Annotated in this window: 24 protein-coding genes; 15 read left to right on the top strand and 9 right to left on the bottom strand. The window is 70.4% G+C overall.

Translation table 11 applies throughout. From position 1 onward, the window contains the following. Positions 1 to 208 precede the first annotated feature (208 nt). Positions 209 to 1,201, bottom strand: coding sequence for an ATP-binding protein (locus tag Q5425_RS24980; protein ID WP_308674723.1), 993 nt, complete (start codon positions 1,199 to 1,201; stop codon positions 209 to 211). After that, on the bottom strand, positions 1,198 to 1,869 hold the full coding sequence (locus tag Q5425_RS24975) for a response regulator transcription factor (RefSeq protein WP_396135236.1): 672 nt from the start codon (positions 1,867 to 1,869) through the stop codon (positions 1,198 to 1,200). Before Q5425_RS24975 ends, Q5425_RS24980 begins: the two co-directional genes overlap by 4 nt. A 241-nt stretch (positions 1,870 to 2,110) precedes the next feature. Between Q5425_RS24975 and Q5425_RS24970 the strand changes: the two genes are divergently transcribed. The 5 genes from Q5425_RS24970 (at position 2,111) to Q5425_RS24950 (ending at position 8,409) form a co-directional block, all read left to right on the top strand. Then, positions 2,111 to 3,664, top strand: coding sequence for an NCS1 family nucleobase:cation symporter-1 (locus Q5425_RS24970; RefSeq protein WP_308674721.1), 1,554 nt, complete (start codon positions 2,111 to 2,113; stop codon positions 3,662 to 3,664). Between the two features lie 10 nt (positions 3,665 to 3,674). Beyond that, the gene (locus Q5425_RS24965; RefSeq protein WP_308674741.1) at positions 3,675 to 4,457 is read left to right on the top strand and encodes a nitrilase-related carbon-nitrogen hydrolase; all 783 of its coding nucleotides are present in this window, start codon (positions 3,675 to 3,677) and stop codon (positions 4,455 to 4,457) included. After that, positions 4,457 to 5,839: a dihydropyrimidinase gene (gene hydA, locus Q5425_RS24960; RefSeq protein WP_308674720.1), complete on the top strand. Its 1,383-nt coding sequence runs from the start codon at positions 4,457 to 4,459 to the stop codon at positions 5,837 to 5,839. Before Q5425_RS24965 ends, hydA begins: the two co-directional genes overlap by 1 nt. Before the next feature lie 59 nt (positions 5,840 to 5,898). Continuing rightward, positions 5,899 to 6,897, top strand: a complete 999-nt coding sequence (locus Q5425_RS24955) for a TIGR03842 family LLM class F420-dependent oxidoreductase (protein ID WP_308674719.1) — start codon at positions 5,899 to 5,901, stop codon at positions 6,895 to 6,897. Positions 6,898 to 6,978: 81 nt separating this feature from the next. Next, entirely contained in the window at positions 6,979 to 8,409 is a 1,431-nt protein-coding gene (locus Q5425_RS24950; protein WP_308674718.1) for an alpha/beta fold hydrolase, read from the top strand. Here Q5425_RS24950 and Q5425_RS24945 read toward each other — a convergent pair. The 4 genes from Q5425_RS24945 to Q5425_RS24930 all read right to left on the bottom strand — a co-directional run bounded on the left by Q5425_RS24945 (position 8,355) and on the right by Q5425_RS24930 (position 12,793). Continuing rightward, positions 8,355 to 9,608, bottom strand: a complete 1,254-nt coding sequence (locus Q5425_RS24945) for a styrene monooxygenase/indole monooxygenase family protein (RefSeq protein ID WP_308674717.1) — start codon at positions 9,606 to 9,608, stop codon at positions 8,355 to 8,357. The two genes, Q5425_RS24950 and Q5425_RS24945, sit on opposite strands and share 55 nt — an antisense overlap. Positions 9,609 to 9,847: 239 nt before the next feature. Continuing rightward, the gene (locus Q5425_RS24940; protein ID WP_308674716.1) at positions 9,848 to 11,071 is read right to left on the bottom strand and encodes a serine hydrolase domain-containing protein; all 1,224 of its coding nucleotides are present in this window, start codon (positions 11,069 to 11,071) and stop codon (positions 9,848 to 9,850) included. 100 nt (positions 11,072 to 11,171) lie between these two features. After that, entirely contained in the window at positions 11,172 to 11,987 is an 816-nt protein-coding gene (locus Q5425_RS24935) for a siderophore-interacting protein (protein ID WP_308674715.1), read from the bottom strand. Positions 11,988 to 12,382: 395 nt separating this feature from the next. Then, a complete protein-coding gene (locus tag Q5425_RS24930; protein ID WP_308674714.1) occupies positions 12,383 to 12,793 on the bottom strand; it encodes an SgcJ/EcaC family oxidoreductase in 411 nt (136 codons plus the stop codon). Positions 12,794 to 12,877: 84 nt separating this feature from the next. Between Q5425_RS24930 and Q5425_RS24925 the strand changes: the two genes are divergently transcribed. Continuing rightward, the gene (locus Q5425_RS24925; protein ID WP_308674713.1) at positions 12,878 to 13,582 is read left to right on the top strand and encodes a TetR/AcrR family transcriptional regulator; all 705 of its coding nucleotides are present in this window, start codon (positions 12,878 to 12,880) and stop codon (positions 13,580 to 13,582) included. On the opposite strand, the gene Q5425_RS24920 is transcribed toward Q5425_RS24925, so the two are convergent. From Q5425_RS24920 to Q5425_RS24910, 3 genes are all read right to left on the bottom strand, one after another. Next, positions 13,579 to 14,499: an NADP-dependent oxidoreductase gene (locus Q5425_RS24920; RefSeq protein WP_308674712.1), complete on the bottom strand. Its 921-nt coding sequence runs from the start codon at positions 14,497 to 14,499 to the stop codon at positions 13,579 to 13,581. The two genes, Q5425_RS24925 and Q5425_RS24920, sit on opposite strands and share 4 nt — an antisense overlap. A 61-nt stretch (positions 14,500 to 14,560) precedes the next feature. Beyond that, the gene (gene hemW / locus Q5425_RS24915; protein WP_396135230.1) at positions 14,561 to 15,793 is read right to left on the bottom strand and encodes a radical SAM family heme chaperone HemW; all 1,233 of its coding nucleotides are present in this window, start codon (positions 15,791 to 15,793) and stop codon (positions 14,561 to 14,563) included. 46 nt (positions 15,794 to 15,839) lie between these two features. Then, positions 15,840 to 16,256: a VOC family protein gene (locus Q5425_RS24910; protein WP_308674710.1), complete on the bottom strand. Its 417-nt coding sequence runs from the start codon at positions 16,254 to 16,256 to the stop codon at positions 15,840 to 15,842. Between the two features lie 49 nt (positions 16,257 to 16,305). On the opposite strand from Q5425_RS24910, the gene Q5425_RS45795 reads away from it, so the two are divergent. From Q5425_RS45795 to Q5425_RS24870, 9 genes are all read left to right on the top strand, one after another. Beyond that, positions 16,306 to 16,515: a putative leader peptide gene (locus Q5425_RS45795; protein ID WP_396135229.1), complete on the top strand. Its 210-nt coding sequence runs from the start codon at positions 16,306 to 16,308 to the stop codon at positions 16,513 to 16,515. A gap of 104 nt (positions 16,516 to 16,619) precedes the next feature. After that, positions 16,620 to 18,308, top strand: coding sequence for a nitrite/sulfite reductase (locus Q5425_RS24905; protein WP_308674709.1), 1,689 nt, complete (start codon positions 16,620 to 16,622; stop codon positions 18,306 to 18,308). Then, complete coding sequence (locus Q5425_RS24900) at positions 18,305 to 18,517, top strand: Insertion element protein (protein WP_308674708.1); 213 nt, start codon at positions 18,305 to 18,307, stop codon at positions 18,515 to 18,517. The genes Q5425_RS24905 and Q5425_RS24900 overlap by 4 nt, the downstream gene beginning before the upstream one ends. Continuing rightward, positions 18,514 to 19,209 (top strand): phosphoadenylyl-sulfate reductase, encoded by a 696-nt coding sequence (locus tag Q5425_RS24895; RefSeq protein ID WP_308674707.1) that lies wholly within the window; start codon positions 18,514 to 18,516, stop codon positions 19,207 to 19,209. The genes Q5425_RS24900 and Q5425_RS24895 overlap by 4 nt, the downstream gene beginning before the upstream one ends. Before the next feature lie 20 nt (positions 19,210 to 19,229). Continuing rightward, a complete protein-coding gene (gene cysD, locus Q5425_RS24890; protein ID WP_308674706.1) occupies positions 19,230 to 20,150 on the top strand; it encodes a sulfate adenylyltransferase subunit CysD in 921 nt (306 codons plus the stop codon). After that, entirely contained in the window at positions 20,150 to 21,412 is a 1,263-nt protein-coding gene (locus Q5425_RS24885; protein ID WP_308674705.1) for a GTP-binding protein, read from the top strand. Before cysD ends, Q5425_RS24885 begins: the two co-directional genes overlap by 1 nt. Then, on the top strand, positions 21,409 to 22,146 hold the full coding sequence (locus Q5425_RS24880; protein WP_308674704.1) for a sirohydrochlorin chelatase: 738 nt from the start codon (positions 21,409 to 21,411) through the stop codon (positions 22,144 to 22,146). Before Q5425_RS24885 ends, Q5425_RS24880 begins: the two co-directional genes overlap by 4 nt. 170 nt (positions 22,147 to 22,316) lie before the next feature. Then, a complete protein-coding gene (locus Q5425_RS24875) occupies positions 22,317 to 22,946 on the top strand; it encodes a cyclase (protein WP_308674703.1) in 630 nt (209 codons plus the stop codon). An 83-nt stretch (positions 22,947 to 23,029) separates the two neighbouring features. Continuing rightward, positions 23,030 to 23,797 carry an enoyl-CoA hydratase family protein gene (locus Q5425_RS24870; protein WP_308674702.1) on the top strand — a complete coding sequence of 256 codons (768 nt, stop codon included), beginning with the start codon at positions 23,030 to 23,032 and terminating at the stop codon, positions 23,795 to 23,797. The last annotated feature ends 93 nt before the right edge of the window (positions 23,798 to 23,890 follow it).

Below are 23,890 nucleotides of genomic sequence, written 5' to 3'. Positions count from 1 at the left end.
CACCACCGGCCGCTTCCCCCGCGGCACCTTCTCCCCCGCCCCCGGTTCCCCGGGCCCGCCCATCCTGTTCTTCGGCATCTCGCCTGCTCCCATGTTCGCGTTCGCAAATCTCACCAACCGAGCCCGCCCCCAAAGGTCGCGAATGACTCATTCGCGACCTCCAGCGTCCCGAATGAGTCATTCGCGACACCCGGAGCCGGGCAAAGAACTAAGCCGGCAGCGTCACCCGGATCCGGCTCCCCGTCCCCGGCGACGGATCCACCACCCCGATCGTCCCCCCGTGCAGCTCCACGGCCCACCGGGCGATCGCCAGCCCCAGCCCCGTCCCCCCACCCGAAGGCCGCTCGCCGCGGGTGAACCGCTCGAAGACCCGCTCGCTGTCCGCCGCCGCGATCCCCGGTCCCTCGTCGCACACGTCGATGCGCACCTCGTCCGGCCGGACCTGGGCGATCACCCGGACCTCGCCGCCCGCCGGGCCGTGGCGGGCCGCGTTCTCCAGCAGGTTGGCCAGCACCTGGAACAACCGCCCGCGGTCTGCCGTCACCACCGCACCCTCGGGAGCCACCGTCACCTCGAACGTCACCCCGCGCCCGGCGAACTTCGCCTCCCCCACCACCTCCGCCAGCAGCGACCACAGGGAAAACGAAGTCTTGTGGAGCGGAAGAGCCCCCGCGTCCAACCGCGACAGGTCCAGCAGCTCGTCCACCAGCGCCGCCAGGCGCTCGGTCTGCTGCAACGCCGTCTTCAGCGTCGCCGGGTCCGGGGCCTCGACGCCGTCGACGAGGTTCTCCAGCACGCCGTTCAACGCCGTGATCGGCGTCCGCAGCTCGTGCGACACGTTCGCGATCAGCTCCCGGCGCTGCCGGTCCGCGTCGCCGAGGTCCCCCGCCATCTGGTTGAACGCCCCGGCCAGCACCCCGACTTCGTCGCGCGTGGTGGCCCGGATCCGGCGGCTGTAGTCGCCCTTCGCCATCGCCCGCGCCGCCGCCGTCATCTCCCGCAGCGGCCGCGTCATGCCGTGGGCCAGCAGCTGCGACAGCGCCAGTGCCAGCAGCACCGCGGTCAAGATCGTCTTCGGCGGGAACCAGCCGATCTGCCAGCTGAAGAACGCGAACGCGACCCCGCCCGAGGCGACCATCAGGATCGCCAGTTTCAGCTTGATCGACCGGATCCGGTCGAGCGGCCGGGGCACCAGGTTCACGATCCCGCCTCCAACGCGTAGCCGACGCCGTGCACGGTCCGGATCAGGTCCGCGCCGAGCTTCCGCCGCAGCGCCTTGATGTGGCTGTCCACCGCCCGGGTGCCCGCGGACGTGCCGTGGACGTCCCAGTCCCACACCTCCGACAGCAGCCGTTCCCGCGGCTGCACCACCCGCGGCCGCCGCGCGAAGTGCACCAGCAGGTCGAACTCGATCGGCGTCAGCTGCGCCGCGACCCCGGCCCGGGCGACGCGCCGCTGGTCGACGTCGATTTCGAGGTCGCCCAGCACGATCCGCGTGCCCGCCACGGAAGACGAGCGCTCGACCCGCCGCAGCAGCGCGTGCACCCGGGCCGTCAGCACCCGCATCGAGAACGGCTTCGTGAGGTAGTCGTCGGCGCCGACGCCGAGCCCGACCAGCATGTCCGTCTCGTCGGCCCGCGCGGTCAGCATGAGCACCGGCACCGGACGCCGTCCCTGGATCCGGCGGCAGACCTCGAGGCCGTCGAACCCCGGCAGCATCACGTCGAGCACGACCAGATCCGGCTCCGCTGCGGCCTCCGCCTCGACGGCGGCCGGTCCGTCGTGGACGACGTCCACCCCGAACCCCTCGGCCCGCAGCCGGGCCGCGATCGACGCGGCGATCGTGACGTCGTCCTCGACGACGAGCACCCGCCGTCCACCCAGTTCCATGGTCACGACCCTAAGCACCCCCGGTGGAGACGGTTCGTGTGAAGTGTGAAGATCCTGTGGAGACGTTTCACCCGCTTTGCCGGTTCGTGACGGCTGGATGTGTGACGCAGGTCATGCACTCCGGCACCCCCGAGCGCAATCGACAGACTGCACTCCTGATCAGCGAAGAGTGAACAGTCTGCCGTTGCCCCGGCCCTGACCTGGCGCGCAGGATGCCGCAATGGCGCCGACACCCGCAGACCAGCGCGTGCACGACGACGGCCGGGTCGAGCTCGATCCCGCCGACGTCCGGTCTCTCGAAGGCAGCCGGTTCTTCAACGAGGAACTGGCCCCCGTCCCGGTCGAAAAACGGACTTGGACCACCTACAACTACTTCGCGCTTTGGATGGGGATGGCGCACAACATCCCCAGCTACGCCCTGGCGGCGTCGCTCATCGCGCTCGGCATGAACTGGGTGCAGGCGCTGATCACGATCACGATCGGCAACCTCGTCGTGCTCGCGCCGATGCTGCTCAACAGCCACGCCGGCACGAAGTACGGCATCCCGTTCCCGGTGTTCGCCCGCGCGTTCTACGGCCTGCGCGGCGCCAACCTCGCCGCCCTGCTGCGCGCGTTCATCGCGTGCGGCTGGTTCGGCATCCAGACCTGGGTCGGCGGCGAGGCCATCTACGTCATCCTCGGCCGGCTGCTCGGCTCGTGGTGGCGGGACTCCGCCGTCGTCGCCGGGCAGCACTGGACGCTGTGGCTGTCCTTCGTGGTCTTCTGGATCGGCCAGATGCTGATCATCTGGCGGGGCATGGACGCGGTCCGCCGGTTCGAGAACTGGACGGCACCGCTGGTGTCCGTCGGCTTCCTGATCATGCTGGGGTACGTGCTGGTCAAGGCGGGCGGCCTCGGCCCGATCCTGTCGGCCCCCGGCGAACTGGGCTGGGGCCCGGACTTCTGGAAGGTGTTCGCGCCGTCGCTGATGGCGATGATCGCGTTCTGGTCGACGCTGTCGCTGAACATGCCGGACTTCACCCGCTTCGGGGGCAGCCAGCGCAAGCAGGTCCGCGGCCAGCTCCTCGGCCTGCCGACGACGATGACGTTCATCGCGATCGTGGCCATCCTGACGACGTCGGGCGGGCACGTGCTCTACGGCGAGGACATCTGGGACCCGGCGCAGCTGGCGGACCGGTTCACCAGCCCGGTCGTGGTCGTCGTCGCCCTGGTCGCGCTGGTGCTGGCGACGATCTCGGCGAACCTGGCGGCCAACGTCGTCAGCCCGTCCTACGACTTCTCGAACGCGTTCCCGAAGAAGATCACCTTCGCCGTCGGCGGCGGGATCACCGGCGTCATCGGCATCCTCATCCAGCCGTGGCGGCTGTACTCCGACCCGAACATCTACATCTTCGCCTGGCTCGGCTTCTACGGCGGTCTGCTCGGCGCGGTCGCCGGGGTGCTCGTCGCCGGCTACTGGCTCGTCAACCGCACGAAGCTCCGGCTGAAGGACCTGTACACACCCGATGGGGTGTATTGGTTCAGCGGCGGCTGGAACTGGCGCGCGCTGGTCGCGACGCTGGTGGGAGCCCTTCTGGCGGTCGGCGGGGCATACGGCGGACCGTTCCCCGCCGACGGCATCATCCCGTTCCTCAAGCCCCTTTACGACTACAACTGGGTGGTCGGCCTGGTCGGCGCCTTCGTCGTCTTCGCCGCCTTGTCCCGTCCGTCAACCAAGGAGGAAGCAAGTGAGCGTCGTCCGAGCCGGCCTGATCCAGCAGCGGTGGACGGGTGACAAGGAGTCCATGATCAAGGCGGCGGTCGATCACATCGCCACCGCCGCTTCGCAGGGCGCCCAGGTCGTCTGCCTCCAGGAACTGTTCTACGGGCCGTACTTCTGCCAGGTGCAGGACACCGACTACTACTCCTACACCGAGGCCATCCCCGACGGCCCGACGACCCAGCTCATGCAGGAGGTGGCCCAGCGCCACGGCATCGTGCTGATCGTGCCGATGTACGAGGTCGAGCAGCCCGGCGTCTACTACAACACCGCCGCGGTGATCGACGCCGACGGCACCTACCTCGGCAAGTACCGCAAGAACCACATCCCGCAGGTCAAGGGGTTCTGGGAGAAGTTCTACTTCCGGCCCGGCAACCTCGGCTACCCGGTGTTCGACACGGCGGTGGGCCGCATCGGCGTCTACATCTGCTACGAGCGGCACTTCCCCGAGGGCTGGCGCGCGCTCGGCCTCGCCGGAGCGAAGATCGTGTTCAACCCGTCGGCGACCAGCCGCAACCTGTCGCAGTACCTGTGGCGGCTGGAGCAGCCGGCGGCCGCGGTGGCGAACGAGTACTTCGTCGGCGCGATCAACCGCGTTGGCGTGGAACCGCTGGGCGACAACGACTTCTACGGACAGACGTACTTCGTCGACCCGCGCGGGCAGCTCGTCGGCGACGCCGCGTCCGACACCGACGACGAGGTCGTCGTGCGCGACCTCGACCTGGGGTTGCTCGACGACGTCCGCAACCAGTGGGCGTTCTACCGCGACCGCCGCCCGGACACCTACGGCCCCCTCGCGGAGGCCTGATGACCACGCTCATCAGTGGTGGCCAAGTCGTCTCGCCGTCGGGCGCTCTCCTGGCGGACGTCCTCGTCGACGGCGAAACCATCGCCGCCGTCGGGGCGCCCGGGACGCTGACCGGCGACGAGACGATCGACGCCACCGGGAAGTACGTGCTGCCCGGTGGCATCGACGCCCACACGCACATGGAGATGCCGTTCGGCGGCACGCACTCGGTCGACACGTTCTCGACCGGGACCACGGCGGCCGCGTGGGGCGGCACCACCACGATCATCGACTTCGCCGTGCAGGCCAAGGGCACGTCCCTGCTGTCCACACTGGACAAGTGGCACGCCAAGGCGGACGGCAACTGCGCCATCGACTACGGCTTCCACATGATCGTCTCCGACGTCAACGACCAGTCGCTGAAGGAGATGGAAGCCTGCATCGACGGCGGTGTCGGCAGCTTCAAGATGTTCATGGCGTACCCGGGGGTTTTCTACTCCACGGACGGGGAAATCCTGCTGGCCATGCAGAAAGCGCGGGAAATCGGCGCTACGATCATGATGCACGCCGAAAACGGCATCGCGATCGACCAGCTGGCCGCGCAGGCTTTCGAGGCCGGGAACATCGACCCGGTCCAGCACGGCCTGACGCGTCCACCGGAACTGGAAGGAGAAGCGACGTCGCGGGCGATCCAGCTCGCGAAGGTGACCGGTTCACCGCTGTACATCGTGCACCTTTCGGCGTCGCAAGCGCTTGCGGCCGTGGCGGAAGCGCGCAACGAGGGGCAGAACGTCTTCGCGGAAACGTGCCCGCAGTACCTGTACCTCTCCATCGAGGACTTGGCGAAGCCGGACTTCGAAGGCGCCAAGTACGTGGCTTCGCCGCCGTTGCGCGAGAAGTCGCACCAGGCCGACCTGTGGCGCGGACTGCGGACGAACGACCTGTCCGTGGTGTCCACCGACCACTGCCCGTTCTGCTTCAAGGACCAGAAGGAACTGGGCCGCGGCGACTTCCGGGCCATCCCGAACGGGATGCCGGGCGTCGAGCACCGGATGGACCTGCTGCACCAAGGCGTCGTTGCCGGCCGGCTAACCCTCGGCCGGTGGGTGGAGACGTGCTCGGCGACACCGGCGCGGATGTTCGGGCTGTACCCGAGGAAGGGAGTCATCGCGGCGGGTTCGGACGCGGACATCGTGATCTACGACCCTTCGGCGACGCAGACACTGTCGGCTTCGACGCACCACATGAACGTCGACTACTCGGCGTACGAGGGGTTCGAAATCACCGGTCGCGTGCACACGGTGCTGTCTCGTGGGCGCGTTGTCGTGTCGCCTTCCGGTTTCTCGGGTTCGACGTCGCACGGCAGGTTCCTGTCCCGCTCGCTGAACCAGTACCTGAACTAAGTCAGCACAGCGTGGCGAAGCCACTCCGTTGAGGGTGGTGGAGGGGAGGAAGGAGGAGGATGGACTTCGGGATCGTGCTGCAGACCGACCCGCCCGCGCGTGACGTCGTGCGGCTGATGAAGGACGCCGAGGCCTGCGGGTTCCGCTACGGCTGGACGTTCGACTCCTGCGTGCTGTGGCAGGAACCGTTCGTCATCTATTCGGCCGCGCTGGCCGCGACGTCGTCACTGGTCGTGGGACCGATGGTGACCAGCCCCGGGACGCGGGACTGGTCGGTGATGGCGTCGACGTTCGCCACGCTGAACGACATGTACGGCAACCGCACGGTCTGCGGCATCGGCCGCGGCGACTCCGCGCACCGGGTGGTCGGCAAGCCACCGTCCACTTTGGCCACCGTGCGCGACTGCATGCGCGTGGTCAAGGACCTGGCCGAAGGCCGCGCGGTGACGATGAACGACAAGACCGTGCAGCTCCCGTGGGTCACCAACGGGCAGCTCGAGATGTGGATGGCCGGGTACGGGCCGAAGGCGCTGCAGACGGTCGGCGAGCACGCCGACGGCTTCATCCTGCAGTGCGCCGACCCGGCGATCGCCCGCTGGACGATCGGCGCGGTCCGCGACGCGGCCCGCGCCGCCGGCCGCGACCCGGCCGGCATCACGATCTGCGTCGCGGCACCGGCGTACGTCGGCGACGACCTCCCGCACCAGCGCGAACAGCTGCGGTGGTTCGGCGGGATGGTCGGCAACCACGTCGCGGACCTGGTCGCGCGCTACGGCTCGTCGGGCGCGGTGCCCCGCGAGCTGACCGACTACATCCGCGAGCGCGAGGGTTACGACTACAGCCACCACGGCAAGGCGGGCAACCCGTCGACGGAGTTCGTCCCGGACGAGATCGTCGACCGGTTCTGCCTGCTGGGCCCGCCGTCCGCGCACCTCTCCCGCCTGCAGGAACTGGCGGAGCTGGGCGTGGACCAGTTCTCGCTGTACCTGATGCACGACGACCGGGAGGCGACGCTGGCGTCCTACGGATCGCAGATCATCCCGAAGCTCACCACCTGATCGAGCTGAGGTTTACCCCACCCCGGATTCGGTGGTTCACCCCATCGCACCCACCGGGTCCGGGACGGGAAGGTCGCTTCCATGACCTCTCGGAAACTCCGCACTGCGACGGCTCTGGGGGCCGCCGCGCTCGCGGTGGGCGCCCTCGCCCCCGCGGCCGCGGCGAGCCCCGCCGGAATCGTCTGGGAAGCCTCTTGCCAGGCCGGTTACGACTGCGGCCACCTCGACGTCCCACTGTCCTATCAGGACAGTTCGGCGGGCACGGTGCGGCTGGCGGTCGCCCGGCTGCCGGCCACCGACCAGGCCCGCAAGCTGGGCACCATCTTCTACAACCCGGGCGGCCCGGGTTCGTCCGGCCGGTTCGCCCCGGCGTTGACGCCCTCCTTGCACGCTCGCTACGACATCGTCGGATTCGACCCACGCGGCGTCGGCGCCAGTGCGAAGATCCACTGCTTCACCGATCCATCACAGCTCGAAGTGCTGCAACGAGCCCTCGGCACGTTCCCGCTGACCCGTGCGGCCGAGCAGCAGCAGATCGCGGACACGCGCACGGTCACCGGCTTGTGCGAGCAGAACGCGGGCCCCCTGGCGAACCACTTGTCGACGGGCACGATCGCCCGCGACCTCGACCGGCTGCGCGCGGCGTTCGGCGAGCCGAAACTGCGGTACTACGGGAAGTCGTACGGCACGTACCTCGGCGAAACGTACGCGAACCTGTTCCCCGCCCGGGTGGGCGCGCTGGCACTGGACGCGGTCGACGACCCGGTGCGCTGGTCGACGGGCACGGCCCCGATGAGCTACCGCCTGCGCGGCTTCGAAGACGGCCCACGGGCCCTGCAGTCCTTTCTGGACGCTTGCGCGGCCCGCTGCACCTTCGACTATTCCGCCATTCTCGACCGCTTGGCGACCGGCCCGATCACGGTGACGGACACGACCGGACGCCCGGTGACGGTCACCTACCAGAGCGCAATCGCCCGCATCCACAGCTACCTGACCGACGCCGAGTCTGCGCCTCTGCTCACGGCGTTCCTCCAGGCCTTGGCCGACCCGGCTTCTCCCGCTCCGGCATCTCCGGCCGGCCCCCCGGACATCGACTCCATGCTGGGCGGCGGCGCAACACTGTGTTCGGATGCGGAGAACCCGCGTGATCCGGCCGTCTGGTGGGACTTCGCCCAGCGCGCCGACCAGATCGGGCGAGGTTTCGGCCCGTACGACGTCTACAAGACGCTGCCGTGCGCCACGTGGGAGGTCTCGGACACGGGCCGCTACGCGGGACCGTGGAACCGCCCAACGGCCCCGATCTTGCTGCTGGCCAACCGCCAGGGCGACCTGGAGACCCCGTACGCCGGCGCGCAACGAACCGAGCGCCTGCTCGCCAACGCGCGCTTGCTGAGCCTGGACACGTACGGCCACGGTTCCCGCGGCAAGAGCGCATGCGTTGACGCGTGGCTGGACCGCTATTTCACCGTCGGCGCCGTTCCTGCCCCGGGCACGCTCTGCGCCCCGGACTGAAGGTACCGCCACGCCGCCTCGGGATCGTCGAGCCAACCCTCGTAATCGGCCGGATCCTCGAAGAGGTGCGCAAACCGGTGCGCCACCCGCGGTTCACGCTGGCCGGCGGCCAAAGTGGCCAGGACGTGCTCCGGCGGCGGGGCCAGGAGGTCGTTGTTGAACCGCGTCGCGGGGCGGGCGTGGTGCCAGTAGCGGGCGAAGGCGGCGTGCATGAACTCCTCGTCGAACGGCCGGTCACCGCGGTCGACGATCGCCTCCTGGTACGCCCGGGCCGCGCGGGCGGCCAGGTTGGCGCCCTGGCCGCCGACCGGGTCGTTGGTCACCGCGGTGTCGCCCATCGCGAGGACCTTCGCCCCGGACGGCAGGGTGCCCACCGGGTGCCGGACGATCGGCGTGATCCGGCCGTGCAGCAGTTCGGTGGGCGCCACCGGGCGGGCGTCGTCGAGGAGCGCGGCTTGCCACGGGTATTGCGTGCGCAGCAGCCTCCGCGCCGTCTCGTAGTGCTGCTCGACGTCGGCGACACTGTCCCAGACGTCGAGCGGGCCGCCGGGCACGCCGAAGAAGCCGATGCCGTGCGCCGGTCCGTGCACCGAAAGCACCGGCAGCAGGAAGAACTCCCCGGTCGGGGACATCCCGAACGTCAGCCCGGGAACCGCGTCCAGCTTCCCGTCGACGTACAGGATGCCGATCGCGCGCTGCGGTTCGCGGTAGGGCGAACGCTCGTCGTCGCGCGGGAAGAGCGCGTCGAACTGCGGCCCGCGGCCGGCGGCCACCACGAGCAGCTCGAACTCGCGGGCGCACTCGTCGAGCTCGGCCGGGACGATCCGGCGGAGGCGCAGTTCGCCGCCGAGGCGTTCGAACTCGGCCATCCAGTCCGACACCTTCACGCGCTGGTCGACCGACTGGGCCGGCCGGTCGAGCCCCACGCGCCAGGCCATCGACGGCTCGCTGCCCTCACCGGCGGCGGCGAAGGCGACTTCGCGGATCGGCGGGGCCTCGTCGTCCCAGAAGTTGATGCCGAGTTCGCGCTCGCGCTGCAGCGCCGGGGCGAACAGGCACTGGTTGGAGATGAGCCGGCCCGCTTGCACTTCATCGGCGGGGCGCTCGGCGAACACCGTGACGTCGTAGCCCTTTTGCCGCAATCCGATGGCGAGGACCAATCCCGCTTGCCCCGCTCCGACGATCCCGATCCGCCGCATGGCCGCCCCTCCCCGGAAACCGTGTGCTGCCAACGTACGCGGCACGGGGCGATCAGCGGAACGCATCGCCCCCGGCTTCTTGCCGGACGGCTTCCAGCGCCTCGCGCAGCACCAAAGACCTACTTTGGTGTTCTCCTGATGACAACAACCGGAAGCCGATTGCGCGGCTGTCTGCGCGGCACGGTGGCGAGGTACCTCACCGCCGGGCAGGTGCAAGTGGCCGAACCCGTCGCGGCCGCTCAGTCCACCAAGGCCTGGTAGACCAGCTGGCGCAGCTGGGGGCGCAGGCGGTAGGTGCTCGATGGGAGCAGCTGCGTGTAGAACCCCACGGTCAAGTCCTCGTCCGGATCCACCCAGAACGCCGTCGACGCCGCTCCGCCCCAGGCGAACTCGCCCGCCGATGACAACGTGCGGGCCTTCACCGGGTCCTCCAGTACCGAGAAGCCCAGTCCGAAACCGTGGCCGTCGAAGGGCATCTCCGCGAACAACGGGCGGCCGAACGCCTCCAGGTCCACGCGGCCCGGCAGGTGGTTACTCGCCATCAGGGCCACCGTTCGCGGGGACAGCAACCGCACGTCGTCCAGGGCGCCGCCGCGTAGCAGCATCTCGGTGAAACGCCAGTAGTCGCGGGCCGAGGACACCAGGCCGCCGCCTCCGGACAAGCAGTCCGGGCGGACAGTGCCGAGGCGGCCGAATGCGTCGTTGCGGACCGCGCGGCCGGACGCCGACACGTACATCGCCGCCAAGCGCGATGGGGACGGAGCCACGAATCCCGTGTCCGTCATGCCCAACGGCGAGAAGATCCGCGAAGCGAAGAACTCGTCCAGCGGGAGACCGGACACCACCTCGACGACCCGGCCGAGCACGTCCGTCGCCACCGAGTAGTTCCACTCCGCGCCGGGCTGGAACAACAGCGGCAGCGACGCCCACTTCTCCGTACAAGCAGCCAGGTCGAGCCCCGGCGGTGTGCCCCACTCGAACCCCGCCACGCGGTAGATCGCGTCCACCGGGTGGCCGTGGTGGAAGCCGTACGTCAGGCCCGCCGTGTGCGTCAGCAGGTGCCAGACGCGGATCGGCGAAGTGGCGGGCTCGGTCGACGGCGACAGCGCCGACCCCTTGACGTACACCCGCGGCGAAGCGAACTCCGGCAGCCACCGCGAGATCGGGTCGTCCAGCTCCAGCAGGCCCTCTTCGGCGAGCATCATCGCCGCGACCGAGGTGATCGGCTTGGTCATCGAGAAGATGCGCCACAGCGTGTCGGTCTCGACCGGCAGCTGCGCCTCGACGTCCCGGTGCCCGCCGCGGCCCAGGTGGACGATCCGGCCGTGCCTGCTCACCACCGCGAGCCAGCCCGGCAACTGTCCATTCTCGACATACCGGTCGAAATGCGCATCGATCCGGGACAGCCGCGCCGCGTCGAAGCCGGCCTCGGCCGGGTCGACGTCCACCTCGAAATCCGCCATGCGACGAGGTTACTGCGCCGACCGGTACCAGCCGACCACCGTCACGGCCGAACGACTTCGCAGCAACGGTTACGCGCGGGTCGGCCTGCTTTGGGCCGGATCAGTTCTTCTCCCGCGCCCGCTCGGCCGCCTTCTCCTCCCGCCAGGCTTCGTCGTTCTTGCCGTACCGCCAGTAACCCGAGACCGACAGCAGCTCGCGCCGCACCCCGCGCTCGTCGAGCAGGTACCGCCGCAGCTCGCGCACGAACCCGGCTTCGCCGTGGACGAACGCCTGGACGACGCCCTCGCGCCACGGCAGCTCGCGCACCGCGGAAGCGACGTCGCCGCCGGACGCCCGGTGCAGCCAGGTGATCTGCGCGTCCGCCTTGGTGACCAGCGGCTGCTCTTCGTCCGCGTTCTCGACGAGGATCACCGCGTGCGCCGACACGCCGGCCGGGAGCGCTTCGAGCGACGACGCGATGGCCGGCAACGCGCTTTCGTCCCCGGCCAGCAGGTGCCAGTCCGCTTCGGTGCCCGGCGCGTACGCGCCACCGGGGCCCAGCACCAGCAGCTCGTCGCCCGGCTGGGCCGAGGCCGCCCACGGGCCCGCGATGCCCTCGTCGCCGTGGTGGACGAAGTCGAGGACGAGCTCGCCGGCCTGCGGGTCGAACGCCCGGACCGTGTAGGAGCGCTGCCGCGGCCAGTGCTCCCGCGGCATCGTCGCCCGGCACTCCTGGACGTCGAACGGCTCCGGGTACTCGACGCCGGGCACCTTGAACAGCACCTTCACGTAGGCGTCGGTGAAGTCGTTCGGCGTGAACCCGGTGATGCCTTCGCCACCCGCGACGATCCGGATCATGTGCGGGGTCAGCCGTTCGGTGCGCAGCACCCGCAGCCGCGCCGCGGGACGTCCGGTCCGCCGGGGTGCTTCAGCCATCGGCCACTCCAACCATCGCTAAGGCTTACCTAACTCACCCTACGCGCCGAAAACGACGCGGGGCTACTCAGGTGTACCCAGTTCGGCGAGCAATCCCGCAAACCCGGCAGTCACCTCCTTCCGAAATCCGACAAAGAACTTATTTGCCAGCGGCACACCCCACCGGCCCCACGAAGCCGCGTTCACCACCCGGTGCTCCACCCGCGCCCCCGCGGGATCGGCCGTGACGCGGTACTCCCCGCGGTACCACCAGCCGCCCTGGACCGCGAGGAACCCCCGTGCACGATCGGCCTCCATCCGCATCGGGTACGCCCCTCCGGCGAGCCGGCGCCGCAGCCGTTCGAACACCTCCCCCGGCGGCCGCGCCACGACCCCTGACGTCTCCGCAAGCGTTTTCACCCGCGCGGATCCGAGACGCGGGTGTTCTGGAACGCCGTGATCAGCCATTCGCCTCCCTCCTGGACGAGCACGAAGGAAACGGTCGACTCGCGCCCTTCGTCGCCGACCTCCGCCCCGGTCAGCGACGAGCCGCCCCCGACGACAACCACGGCGACGTCCGGGCGGATGAACCGCACCTTCGCCGACGCGCCGAGCTGCCCGGTCAGCTTCGAGCCCTTCAGCGGCCCCTCGAACAGGGCCTGGTGCGAACTCTCGATCGCCTCCCGGCCGGGGAAGTTCAGGCCAAAGAAGGTCACGTAGTCCGCGTCCTCGGTGAAGAGCCGGGCGTAGGCGACGGCATCGCCGGCGTTCCACGCGTCGGTGAGCCGGCCGAGCACAGCACGGACGTCGGCTTCAGCGGTGGTCATGAGGTCCCCCCTGGTTCGAACGCTGTTCGTCTTACGAACACCGTTCTACTCTCGAACGTCGTTCGCGTCAAGTACAGTGTTCGGGTGACCGTTCCCCCGCCGCCGTGGCGCAGCGCCCCCCGCCGCCGCGCCGCGAAACCCGCTCTCTCCCAAGCCTCGATCGTGAAAGCGGCGCTGGTGATCCTGGCCGACGAGGGCTTCGACGCGGTCACCATGCGGCGGATCGCCCAAGCACTGGAAACCGGGCCCGCATCGCTCTACGCGCACGTGTCGAACAAGGACGAACTGGCGGAGCTGATGCTCGACGCCGTGCTCGCCGACGCCCCGGTCCCGGAGCCGGACCCGGAACACTGGGACGAGCAGGTGAGGGAGCTCATCCGCGGCCAGATCCGGGTGCTCGTCGCGCACCCCGGCATCGCCCGCATCGCGTGGGACGTCGCCGTGCCGGTCACACCCAGTTCACTGCGGCACGGCGAGGCGATGCTGGCCCTGCTGCGCGCGGGCGGGCTGACCCTCAAGCAGGCGACCTTCGCGGGCGACGCCCTGGCGCTCTACGCCAAGGCGTACGCCTACGAAGCGAGCAGCTGGACCTGGGGCGAGATCGACCAGGCCGAAGTCACCGAACGCGGCGAGCAGATGGTGGCGTACATGCGGTCGCTCCCCGCCGAGTCGTTCCCGAACATGCTGCAGATCGGCGAGTTCTTCTCGGCAGAGACGGCGACCGAACGCCTGGAGTTCGCCCTCGACACCTACATCGCCGGCCTCAAGGTCATCGCGGCCGGGAACTAGGGCCGCAGCACGATCTTGCCGCGCGTGTGCCGCTGCTCCAGTTCGCGGTAGGCGTCCCGGACCTCCTCCAGCGGGTACACGCGGGCGATCGGCAGCTCCAGCAATCCCTTGTCCAGCAGCAGACCCAGCTCGCGCAGCACGTCGGCCGACGCCGCGGCCGAGTTGCCGTCGGCCTTCACGTTGTACTTCCCCGCCGCCGCGAAGTCGATGATCGTGTTGATCCGCCCCGGGTGGATGCCCAGGTGCAGGGCCAGTTCCACGTAGCCGGAGCCGAAGGTGTCGACGAAGGCGTGCACGCCTTCCGGAGCGGCTTCCCGGATGCGCTCGAGGACGCCTTCACCGTAGGAAACCGGGATGACGCCGAGCTCGCGCAGCCACTCGTGGTTCGCCTCGCCGGCGAGCCCGATCACCGTCGCACCGGCCAGCTTCGCCAGCTGCACCGCGAGCGAGCCCACCCCGCCGGCCGCGCCCGAAACGACGACGGTCTCCCCTTCACGCGGGCACACCGCGCCGACCGCGGCGTACGCGGTGGTCCCGGCGACGAACAGCGAACCGGCGACCTCCCACGGCACCCCGTCGGGCCGCGGCGTGAGGTGCGCCGCCTCCGCCACGACGAATTCCGCGTGGCTCGATCGGGTGTCGACGAAACCGATCACCTCGTCGCCGACGGCGATCTCCTCGACGCCTTCGCCCAGCGAAGCGACAACCCCCGCGAAGTCGCTGCCCTGGCCGGAGGGGAACGTCGCGGGGAAGCGGTCGTGCAGGAACCCCCGCCGGATGGACGCCTCGCCCGGGTTGATCCCGGCGGCGCGCACTTCGACCAGCACCTGACCCGGTCCCGGCGCCGGCCGCGGCACGTCCTCGACCCGGAGAACCTCCACGTCGCCGTACTCGTCGAACCTGATCGCGCGCGCCATGGGGCCTCCAAAAGTCGTTGCTCAATACAAGCAACGACAAGGTCCCCAGTTTTCATTCCCGTCAGCCCGCGAGGCGCCGGACCACCCCGTCGGCCAGGAGCCGCCCGCGGTCGGTGAGCACCGCGCGGCCCCGCGAGTCCAAAGCGGACGGATCGAGCAGCCCCTCGGCCGCGGCCGCGCGCGCTTCGGCGAGCCCGGGCTCGTCGAGCACGTCGAGCGGCAGCCCTTCGGCAACGCGGAGTTCGAGCATGATCCGCTCGAGGTGCTGGTCGTCGTCGGTGAGCACCTCGAACCCGCCCGCGGGCGAGGCCCCCTCGGCCAGCAGCGCGGCGTACCGCGCCGGGTGCTTGACGTTCCACCAGCGCACCCCGCCGACGTGGCTGTGCGCGCCCGGACCGGCGCCCCACCAGTCATCGCCCCGCCAGTAGCCGAGGTTGTGGCGGCAGCGGGCCGCGTCGGAGGCCGCCCAGTTCGACACCTCGTACCAGCGCAGCCCGGCCGCCGACAGCGTGGCGTCGATCATCTCGTAGTCCGCCGCCAGCACGTCGTCATCCGGTGCGGGCAGTTCGCCGCGGCGCACGCGGCGGGCCAGCGCCGTGCCCTCCTCGACGATCAGCGCGTAGGCCGAGACGTGGTCGACGCCGGCGGCCAGCACGGCGTCGAGCGTCGCGCGCAGGTCGTCGGCGCGCTCCCCCGGCGTGCCGTAGATCACGTCGAGGTTCACGTGCTCGAACCCGGCTGCGCGCGCCTCGGCGGCGGCCTTCCCCGGACGGCCCGGGGTGTGCACGCGGTCGAGGATCTTCAGCACGTGCTGCGCGGCCGACTGCATGCCCAGCGACACGCGGGTGTAACCGGCCTCCCGGATCCCGGCGAAGAACTCCGGCGACGTCGACTCCGGGTTCGACTCCGTCGTCACCTCGGCGCCGGGCGCGAGCCCGAAGACGTCGCGGACGGCGTCGAGCACCGAGCGCAGGCCGTCGGCGCCGAGCAGCGACGGCGTGCCGCCGCCGACGAACACGGTGTCGGCGGCGGGCGGCACGACGAGCACGCGCGCGGCGAGCTCCAGCTCGCGCCGCAGCCCTTCGAGCCAGGACTGCGGCGACGAACTGCTGTCGAGCTCACCCGCGGTGTAGGTGTTGAAGTCGCAGTACCCGCAGCGCGTCGCGCAGAACGGGACGTGCACGTACACCCCGAACGCTCTGCTGCCGAGGCCCTTCAGCGCGCTTTCCGGCAACACGGGGTCGATCGGGGTGGCGGGGTCGGGACGCAGCTCGGGCACCCCTGGATTGTCCACCCCGCCACGCTCGGTCGCGGCGGGAGGCCGATCGGGTTAACACCCGTTACGACACCGGGAGGTTGGCCGCCGCCCAGTCCGGGTCGACCGGGATCATCTCGATCACGTCGAGCAGCACGCCGTTCGGGTCCGCGACGTAGAAGTGCCGCTGCCCGTAGACCTCGTCGACGACCGGGGTCACCAGCTGCACACCCGCCTCTTCCAGCCGCTTCGCCTCGGCACGAGCGTCTTCGACGACGAGCCCGAACATCAGCCCCGCCGTCTCCTGTGCGCGGTAGGCCGGCGGCACCGACTCGTGTCCGCGCTGCACGAAGCTGATCTCGTACCCCGGCGCGCCCGCGTTGACGCTGCCGAACCAGTCGAGCTCGACGGTGACCGGCAGGCCGATGACGTCCGCGTAGAAGCGGGTGGTCGCCGCGACGTCGTCCACCAGGAAACCCGCCCCGAAACCCTTGACCTGCATCCCCAAATTCCTCTCTGCAAAGCACTGTACCTGAAGTACTTTACATGTAGTGGTCTGGTCTCGCAAGAGTGGCTACACAAGGCGGTTGACACGATTTCCGCAGGTGAGTGACCCTTCTCCCACCATCCGGGCAGGCCTGGACCACATTGTGGACGCGTGGCACGCTGACGCCGTGACTCATGCCGGTGTTCTCCTCGTGGCCCGCCGCCACGTCGACCTGCTGCGGGTCGCCAGCGCCCTCTGCGTACCCGTTCGCTGACTGCCGTCGCCACCACCTGCCACGAATTTCGGACAGCCGGCGCCGGAGGAAACCCGCGAGCCGGTGTCCTCCGCTGCCACGAAAGCCTCTCGGAGGACGCCGCCATGGCCACGCCCCAAACCCCCGCCCGCCCCGCGCGTGCCAAGCAGAAGCGCGGCGAAGGGCAGTGGGCGCTCGGTTACCGGGAGCCGCTGAACCCGAACGAGCGGTCCAAGAAGGACGACCACCCCCTCAACGTGCGGGCGCGCATCGAGAACATCTACGCCCACCGCGGGTTCGACGCGATCGACCCGGGCGACCTGCGCGGCCGGTTCCGCTGGTTCGGCCTCTACACCCAGCGCAAGCCGGGGATCGACGGCGGCCGCACGGCGACACTGGAGCCCGAAGAGCTCGACGACCGCTACTTCATGCTGCGGGTCCGGCTCGATGGCGGCGCGCTGACCACCGGCCAGCTCACCGTGCTCGGCGAGATCTCGCAGCAGTACGCGCGGGACACGGCCGACATCACCGACCGGCAGAACATCCAGTACCACTGGATCCGGATCGAAGACGTGCCGAAGATCTGGGCCAAGCTCGAGAACGCCGGCATGACGACGATAGAGGCCTGCGGCGACAGCCCGCGCGTCATGCTCGGCTCGCCGGTCGCCGGCATCTCGGCGGACGAGGTGATCGACGGCACCCCGGCGCTGGACGAGATCAAGCGCCGCTACATCGGCAAGCCGGAGTTCGCCAACCTGCCGCGCAAGTTCAAGACCGCGATCTCCGGTCAGCCCGATGTGGCGCACGAGATCCACGACGTCGCTTTCGTCGGCGTGGACCACCCGGAGCACGGGCCCGGCTTCGACGTCTGGGTCGGCGGGGGCCTGTCCACCAACCCGATGCTCGGGCAGCGCCTCGGCGCCTGGGTGCCGCTGGACGAGGTCCCGGACGTCTGGGAAGGCGTCATCTCGATCTTCCGCGACTACGGCTACCGGCGGCTGCGCTCGCGGGCCCGGCTCAAGTTCCTCGTCAAGGACTGGGGTGCGGAGAAGTTCCGGCAGGTGCTGCAGGACGAGTACCTCAAGCGCGAGCTGATCGACGGCCCGCCGCCGGTGGACCCGGCCGTCCCGATCGACCACGTCGGCGTGCACCCGCAGGTCGACGGCAAGTTCTACGTCGGCGCCGCCCCGATCGCCGGCCGGTCGTCGGGCGGCACGCTCGTCGCCGTCGCCAAGGCCGCCGAGCGGGCCGGGTCGGGCCGGGTGCGGCTCACCCCGCAGCAGAAGGTCGTCGTGCTCGACGTCCCCGAGGCCCAGGTCGCCGCGCTTTCGGCCGAGCTGGCCGAGCTGGGGCTGGAGACGAAACCGTCGCCGTGGCGGCGCGGCGTGATGGCCTGCACCGGGCTGGAGTTCTGCAAGCTCGCCATCGTCGAGACGAAGGCCCGTGCGCAGCAGCTCGTCGCGGACCTCGAGAAGTCCCTCGCCGACCTCCAGGACGGCCTCGACACGCCGGTCACCGTGCACCTCAACGGCTGCCCCAACTCGTGCGCGCGGATCCAGACCGCGGACATCGGTCTCAAGGGCCAGATCGTCACCGACGCCGACGGCAACCAGGTCGAAGGCTTCCAGGTGCACCTCGGCGGCGGCCTCGGCCTCGACGCCGGGTTCGGCCGGAAACTGCGCGGGCACAAGGTGACTTCGGGCGAGCTGACCGGCTACGTCGAGCGGGTCGTGCGCGCCTACGTCACCGGGCGCGGGCCGGGCGAACGGTTCCCGCAGTGGGCCGCGCGCGCCGAGGAAAGTGCCCTCCAGTGACTTCCGATGAGCGTGCGGCACCGTTCTACTGCCCTTATTGCGGCGACGAGGACCTCCGGCCGGAAGACCCTCAAACAACACCGCGGCGCGAAGCGCCTCCGCTGAGGGCGGTGGTGGGCGAGGGGCCGGCAGGCTGGCTGTGTTCCGCCTGTCGCCGGGTTTTCTCGGTCAAGTTCCTCGGCCTGTCCCTTCCGGAGGTTTCCCGATGACCGCCACCGCCGACTACAAGACCCTCGCCGAGCGCGCTTCGCGGGAGCTCGCCGACGCCACCGCCGAAGAAGCGCTCCGCTGGACCGTCGAGACGTTCGGCGACGACTTCATCGTCGCGTCCAACATGCAGGACGCGGTGCTGATCGACCTCGCCACGAAGGTCAAGTCCGATGTGGACGTTCTCTTCCTGGAGACCGGCTACCACTTCCCGGAGACGATCGGCACGCGCGACGCCGTGCAGACGGTCTACCCCGGGGTGAAGATCGTCAACGCCCAGGCCGAGCAGAGCGTCGCCGAGCAGGACGCGGAGTACGGCGCGCGGCTGCACGAACGCGACGCCACGATGTGCTGCAACCTGCGCAAGGTCGTGCCGCTGCGCAAGACGCTGGCGAAGTACTCGGCGTGGGTCACCGGCGTCCGCCGCGTGGACGCGCCGACCCGCGCGAACACCCCGATCGTCACCTGGGACGACCGCAACGGCCTGGTGAAGGTCAACCCGATCGCGGCGTGGACCGACGAGGAGTTCAACGGCTACATCCGCGAGCACGGGATCCTCGAGAACCCGCTGGTGTCGATCGGCTACCTGTCGATCGGCTGCGCGCCCTGCACGGCTCGCGTGGCGCCGGGTCAGGACCCGCGCAGCGGCCGGTGGGCGGGGCAGAGCAAGACCGAGTGCGGACTGCACGGCTGATGTCAGACACCGAGGGACGCATGACAACACTGGAACCTGCCACCGACGCGGCTCAGGACAACCTCGCCGCTTTGGAGTCCGAGGCCATCCACATCTTCCGGGAGGTAGCCGGCGAGTTCGACCGTCCGGTGATCCTGTTCTCCGGCGGCAAGGACTCGACCCTGCTGCTGCACCTGGCGATCAAGGCGTTCTGGCCGGCGCCGGTCCCGTTCCCGCTGCTGCACGTGGACACCGGGCACAACTTCGACGAGGTCATCGAGTTCCGCGACCGCGTTGTCGAGCGCCACGGCCTGCGCCTGGTCGTCGCGAAGGTGCAGGACTGGATCGACGACGGACGCCTGGAAGAGCGCGCCGACGGGATGCGCAACCCGCTGCAGACCACGCCGCTGCTCGACACCATCGCGGAGAACAAGTTCGACGCCGTCTTCGGCGGCGGTCGCCGTGACGAAGAGCGTGCCCGCGCGAAGGAGCGGATCTTCAGCCTCCGCAACGCCTTCGGCCAGTGGGAGCCGCGGCGCCAGCGGCCCGAGCTGTGGAACCTCTACAACGGCAGGCACCGCCCGGGCGAGCAGGTCCGCGTCTTCCCGCTGTCCAACTGGACCGAGGCCGACGTCTGGAACTACATCGCCCGCGAGAAGGTGGAGCTCCCGTCGATCTACTACGCGCACCAGCGCGAGGTGTACCTGCGCGACGGGATGCTGCTGGCCGAAGGCCCGTGGGGTGGCCCGCGGCCGGGCGAAGAGGTCCGGGAAATGACCGTGCGCTACCGGACCGTCGGCGACGGCTCGTGCACCGGCGCGATCGAATCCACCGCGGCCACCGTCGAAGAGGTCATCGCCGAGGTGTCGGCCTCGCGGCTCACCGAGCGCGGCGCGACCCGCGCCGACGACCGGATGTCCGAGGCGGCCATGGAAGACCGCAAGCGTGAGGGGTACTTCTGATGAGTTCGCTGCTTCGACTGGCCACCGCGGGGAGCGTCGACGACGGCAAGTCGACGCTCGTCGGCCGGCTGCTGTACGACACGAAGTCGGTGCTCGCCGACCAGCTCGACGCCGTCACCCGCGCGTCCGTCGACAAGGGACTGTCCACACCGGACCTGTCCCTGCTGGTGGACGGCCTGCGCTCGGAGCGCGAGCAGGGCATCACCATCGACGTCGCCTACCGCTACTTCGCCACGCCGAGGCGGTCGTTCGTGCTCGCCGACACGCCGGGGCACGTGCAGTACACGCGCAACACGGTGACCGGCGCGTCCACCGCGCAGCTGGCCGTGCTGCTGGTCGACGCGCGCAAGGGCGTGCTCGAGCAGACCCGGCGGCACGCGGCCGTGCTGGCCCTGCTCGGCGTGCCGCAGCTGGTGCTGGCGGTGAACAAGATCGACCTGGTCGGCTACGACGAGGCGACCTTCACGGTGATCGCGAAGGAGTTCGCCTCGCACGCTCACTCGCTCGGCTACGAGCAGGGTTCCGTGCTCGCGATCCCGGTGTCGGCGCTGGAAGGCGACAACGTCGCGACCCGCTCGGAGCGGACGCCGTGGTACTCCGGCCCCAGCCTGCTGGAGCACCTGGAGGAGGTGCCGGTCGCGCCCGACCCGCACGACTCGGCGCTGCGGTTCCCGGTGCAGTACGTGATCCGCCCGCGCACCGCCGAATACCCGGACTACCGCGGCTACGCGGGCCAGATCGCCGCGGGCACGGTGCGTCCCGGCGACGAGATCGTCGTGCTGCCCCAAGGCATCCGCAGCCGCGTCGAGCGGATCGACACCGCGGACGGCCCGCTCGAAGAAGCCGGCGCGGGCACGTCGGTGACACTGCTGCTGGCCGACGACATCGACATCTCCCGCGGCGACCTGATCGCGGCCGCGGACGCGCCGCCGCGGGTCACCGACGAGATCACCGGCACACTCTGCTGGCTGTCGGCCAAGCCGCTCAAGCCGGGCGCGCGCGTGCTGGTCAAGCACGGCACCCGCACGGTGCAGGCGCTGGTGGACGAGTTGCACGCCCGCTTCGACGAGCAGACACTGTCCAGTGTGGACTCGCCGGCGTCGCTGGAACTCAACGACATCGGCAGCGTCACACTCCGGCTGGCGCAGGAGCTCGGCGTCGACGACTACGGCGTCAGCCCGCGCACCGGCGCGTTCCTGGTGATCGACCCGAAGGACGGCGACACCCTCGCCGCGGGGCTGGTGGGTGAGCGCTTCTCGTGACGCCTCCCCTGGTCGCCGTCGCGCACGGCAGCCGTGACCCCCGCTCGGCGGCGACCGTGCGGGCGCTCGTCGACGTCGTGCGCGCGCAGGCACCGGGCGTCGCGGTATACGAGTCCTTCCTGGACTTGTCGGCACCGCTCGTGACGGACGTCCTGCGATCGTTGTACGCGGCCGGCCACCGGACGGCGGTCGTGGTGCCGCTGCTGCTGGGCAGCGCGTTCCACGCCCGGGTCGACCTGCCGGCGCTGATCGACTCGGTGACGGCGTCCTGCCCGGGCTTCGTCGTGCGCACGTCCGACGTGCTCGGCGCCGACCCCGCCCTGCAGGCCGTCGCCCTCGACCGGCTGACGGCCACGCCCCGCCGCCGCGGAACGGGAGTGCTGGTCAGCGCGGTCGGCTCGTCGAACGCGCCCGCCAACGCCGTCGTCGCTTCGCTGGCCGCGCAGTGGGAGGAACGGCTCGGGCTCCCGGTGAGCGAGGCGTTCGCGAGCGCCACCCAGCCCGACATCCCGGCGGCCGCGGCCCGGCTGCGGGCCCGCGGGGTGCGTCACCTGGTGGTGGCGTCCTGGTTCCTGGCGCCGGGCCTGCTCCCGGACCGGATCGCGCGGCTGGCCCGCGAAGCAGACGCGGACGCGTTCATCGCGGAACCGCTGGCGGACGACCCGCGGGTCGCGGACGTCGTTGTGGCGCGGTACGCCACCGCCGTCAGCGGCCTGCTCCGGCAGTACGCCTGAGTTTCAGGCCGGCGACACCGCCGAAAGGTGAGTCTCATTCACATTCGTCGCAACCCTGGGCGCATGGGAACGGTGAATCCTTGACGTGGTACTTAACTTGCCGGTAACTATCTGAACGGCTGCGCAGCTTTCCTTCCTCCCCTCGTGAAACCGCAGGTAGGTGGATACAGATGAAAGCTCTTCATTTCTCCCAGTTCGCCGCGCTGACCGCGGCCGCGGTGCTCCCGATCGCCCTCGCCGCCCCCGCGTCGGCGGCCACCACCGTCACCTTCGACTGCCAGGCCGATGCCCCGATCATCGGACCGCAGAAGGTCGCGCTGGACCAGGTCGCCGACGTGACGGCCCCGCCGACGGTGGCGCCCGGGGCCGCGTTCGACGTCGTCATCGATCCGGCGCCGAACACCGTGCCCGGCGAGGTCAGCGGGAACAAGGTGAAGAACATCAACACCTTCGCGCTCAAGATCCCCATCCCGGCGAACTCGTCCTACGTCGGCGCGGACCTCACCGGCGGTTCCGGCCTCGGCCCGACCCCGCCGGCCCTCTCCGTCGCGAACGGCGTCGCCACCTTGAGCTTCCCCGGCCCGATCGCCGGCGGCGCCACGTTCGAGCTGCCCACCGTGACCGCGCACCTGACCGCGGGCCAGTCGGGCACCATCGAAACCAGGCTGGGCGGCACCAGCTACCGCGACCCCGGCCTGACGTTCAAGGCGGTGGCGAGCACCATCATCGGCGACCTCACCGCCCCGACCGCCTGCTTCCCCAACCCGAGCCCGGTCTTCACCACGACGACCATCGGCTGAGCGGCGGGCCACCCTGCGGGTCCCACCGCAGGGTGGCCTGCGTAACACCGGCCGCGCGGGGCGGATGTGCAAGGGTGTCGGGCATGGCTGACGAACTGGTGCACTACGACGTGGTGGGCGGCACCGCCACGATCACCCTGGACTCCCCGCACAACCGCAACGCGCTGTCGGCGCAGCTGCGCCGCGAACTCTCGGATTCGCTGGCCAACGCGGCCGCCGACGACGCCGTGCGCGTGATCGTGCTGACCCACACCGGGCCGGTGTTCTGCGCGGGGATGGACCTGAAGGAGGCCCGCGGCGCCGGCGCGGGCGACCAGGGCGTGAACGAGTTCCCCCGCATCCTCGAGCAGCTGTGGGCCAGCCCGAAGCCGGTGGTCGCCCGCCTGGCCGGCCCCGCCCGCGCCGGCGGCATCGGCATGGTGGCGGCGTGCGACATCGCGGTGGCGGTCCCGGAAGCGACGTTCGCGTTTTCGGAGGTCCGCATCGGCGTGGTCCCGGCGGTAATCTCCCTGACGGTCCTCCCGCGGTTGAACCCGCGCGCGGCCCACGAGCTGTTCCTGACCGGCGACACGTTCGACGCGCGCCGCGCGGTGGAGATCGGCCTGCTGAACTCGGCGTCCGACGACCTCGACGGCGAGGTCGCCCGGTACGTCAAGGCACTCGCGGCGGGCGGACCGAAGGCGCTGGCCGAGACGAAGGCGCTGCTCAGCCGTCCCCGCCCTTCGACGCCTTCGGAGGGCTTCGAGGAGATGCTCGGCCTGTCCGCGAAGTTCTTCGCCAGTGAGGAAGGCCAGGAGGGCATCCTGGCCTTCGCCCAGAAGCGCAAGCCGAACTGGGTCCCGCAGGACTAAAACGCCCCAATGTGGCGTTGGTTGCGTCCAGCGCACCCAATGTGGCGGGGGGGGGGGGGGGGGGGCCGCCCGCCCCCAGGGGGGGGGGGGGGG

Source organism: Amycolatopsis sp. A133, from assembly GCF_031082405.1.
Classification (GTDB): domain Bacteria; phylum Actinomycetota; class Actinomycetes; order Mycobacteriales; family Pseudonocardiaceae; genus Amycolatopsis.
This window is presented reverse-complemented; position numbering and strand designations above follow the sequence as displayed.